Origin of the sequence: Oceanobacillus caeni, assembly GCF_042678465.1 — a bacterium.
In the GTDB taxonomy this organism is placed as follows: domain Bacteria; phylum Bacillota; class Bacilli; order Bacillales; family Amphibacillaceae; genus Oceanobacillus; species Oceanobacillus caeni.
The window spans coordinates 1-2,512 of sequence record NZ_JBHTKV010000060.1 but is presented as its reverse complement, the minus strand read 5'-3'; the positions used below and the strand labels follow the sequence as shown (position 1 = coordinate 2,512).

Here is a 2,512-nt window from a genome sequence, read left to right as displayed (position 1 = left end):
TGTAACTGCTAAACTAGACTCAACAGTTTTCCACAAATAAAAGTAAACGGTTTTCTCCAAATAAGACTAAACAGTTTAGTAATTATAAAAACCTTTCGGTATACTTAGGCTGAGTATATCGAAAGGGAGAGGACAGGAGTGGAAAAGTGGATGGTTTATCAAGAAATACATCGTTTAAAGAGTATAGGTTTCTCAAACACTAAGATTGCAAAGAAATTAAAGATTTCTAGAAACAGAGTAATTGAATATTTGAGTATGACACCGGAGGAGTTCGCTGAGTTTATTGCATCGCTACAAAATCGAACAAAGAAGCTGGATCCCTATCAAAATTACATATTGACGTGGTTAAAGGAACATCCGGATATGACAAGTTCTCAAATTCATGACTGGCTGCAGGATAGACTTGATGTACAGTCAGTGGCTGAGAATACGGTTCGAAATTATGTGAATGACTTAAGAGACAAATATCATATACCAAAAGAAACGATGGAACGAATGTATGGCGCAGTAGAAGAACTTCCAATGGGAAAACAAATGCAAGTAGATTTTGGAGAAACATTTGTCTATATGGATACAGGGCAAAGAAAGAAACTTTATGTAGCTGGGTTCATCTTATCTCATTCAAGATTCAAATATGTAGAATGGATAGATAGACCCCTTCGAACAGCTGATTTGATCAGGATGCAAGAAAGTGCATTTCGATATTTTGGGGGGATGACAGAAGAGATTGTATATGACCAGGATCGTTTATTGGCAGTTAGCGAGAATGCCGGAGATCTAATCCTGACGGAGTCTTTTACTAAATATCATGAAACAAGAAAGTTTAAGATATATCTGTGCAGAAAGAGTGATCCGGAGTCAAAGGGGAAAATTGAACAAGTAATAAAATATGTAAAGAATAATTTTGCGAAGCACCGCATCTACATAGACTTAGATTCATGGCAGCAGTCATCCTTAAAGTGGTTAAAAAGAACGGGAAACTATAAGATTCATCATAATACAAAGAAAAGACCTTTCGAAGCGCACGCCCTCGAAAAGCAGCATCTTCAAAAGGTCAATGGAAATTACATTTTTGAAAATATATCAACTATAAATATAACAAGAAAAATTCATAAAGACAACGTTATTCGTTTTGAAGGGAATCGGTATAGCGTTCCATTGGGAACATTTCAAAGTGGTAAAGAAAATATTGCTTATGTATTCGTATCTAGAGGAGATTTGAGCATCTCCCTGCATCCAGATGGTGGTCCGATTGCCACACATAAATTGTCTGAAGAAAAAGGTAAAGTCATTACAGATCCTAAGCATCGACAAAGGTCTCAAACAAAAAGAGATAAACTCGCAGAACAAGTTATGGACGAATTAGCTGAAACGGAAGTTTCAACCTGGCTTATTCAGACGTTACAAGAACATTACCCAAGACACACCATTGATCAATTCAAAGTAGTACTTAACGCAATCAAGCAACACCCTTGGCATATCAATGATGCCGTAAAAGAAATGAAAAGACTAGGGTTGACTAGTGCTAATGATTTAAGAGATATTGCAATTTCATTAGAGATGCAAAGCAGTAAACAATTGTCCAAAAAAGAATTGATCAATGAGAAATATAAAGACATCACAGCCCCTGAGCGCAGTCAGGATATCTATCTACAAGTACTTCAAGGAGGTAGATAAAATGACAGATTCCTATAATGAACTTCAACAAAAATGCAGGACACTAAGGTTAGCAGAAACGGCAAAGGAACTACCGAATATGCTTAGGGAGGCAGAATCCAAGAGTTGGACCTACTATGAATTTATTAATCAGGTACTCGGATATGAATTGAGTTGTCGCGAAGAGAAGAATCGTTCCAAGTTGATGAAATGGGCAGAGTTTCCTCAACCATTAACGCTAGACCAATTTAAATTAGAAGAGCAATCTGCGATTGGTGATAAGCAATTAAATGTATTAAAGGAACTTTCATGGATAGATGAAAATTTCACATTAATCATGATGGGACCCCCTGGAGTTGGAAAAACTCATCTATCAACCGGATTAGGTATCCACGCAGTTAACCAAGGGTATCAAGTTTCGTTCGTATCTATGGATCACTTACTTTATATACTAAAGACAAGAGAGTATATCAGTAAGTCAAGAACAAGATACAAACGAATTACTACATCGGATCTGATTATTATTGATGACATCATGTATATGGCATATGAACCACAGGATGCCCAACTATTCTTTCAGTTTATTTATGATATGTATGACAAGACATCATTCATCTTAACGTCTAATAAAGGACCAGGTGAATGGGGAAAGTTTCTAGGGGATACAACGTTAACAACGGCGATCTTAGATCGCCTCCTCCACAGAAGTGAAATCATTACATTCGATGAAAACCAAGACAGTATTAGAATGAAATACAGACAAGCTTTATTTCAAGAAAAAGGTGTTGAATCATAATTGTGGGAAACTGTTGAACCTTATTTGTGGAAAATCGTTTAATCCTACTTGACGGTTACA

General features: G+C 36.4%; 2 protein-coding genes. Both read left to right on the top strand.

Going from position 1 to position 2,512, the window contains the following annotated elements:
- The first annotated feature begins 138 nt into the window (after nt 1–138).
- Nucleotides 139–1,677 carry an IS21 family transposase gene (istA, locus tag ACFQ18_RS17940; RefSeq protein WP_328150262.1) on the top strand — a complete coding sequence of 513 codons (1,539 nt, stop codon included), beginning with the start codon at nt 139–141 and terminating at the stop codon, nt 1,675–1,677.
- Nucleotide 1,678: 1 nt separating this feature from the next.
- Complete coding sequence (gene istB / locus ACFQ18_RS17935) at nt 1,679–2,452, top strand: IS21-like element helper ATPase IstB (RefSeq protein WP_060669375.1); 774 nt, start codon at nt 1,679–1,681, stop codon at nt 2,450–2,452.
- Nucleotides 2,453–2,512 lie beyond the last annotated feature (60 nt).

Excerpts from the sequence above, each read along its gene's own strand:
- istB (WP_060669375.1), top strand. The coding sequence starts at position 1,679 with ATGACAGATTCCTATAATGAACTTCAACAAAAATGCAGGACACTAAGG.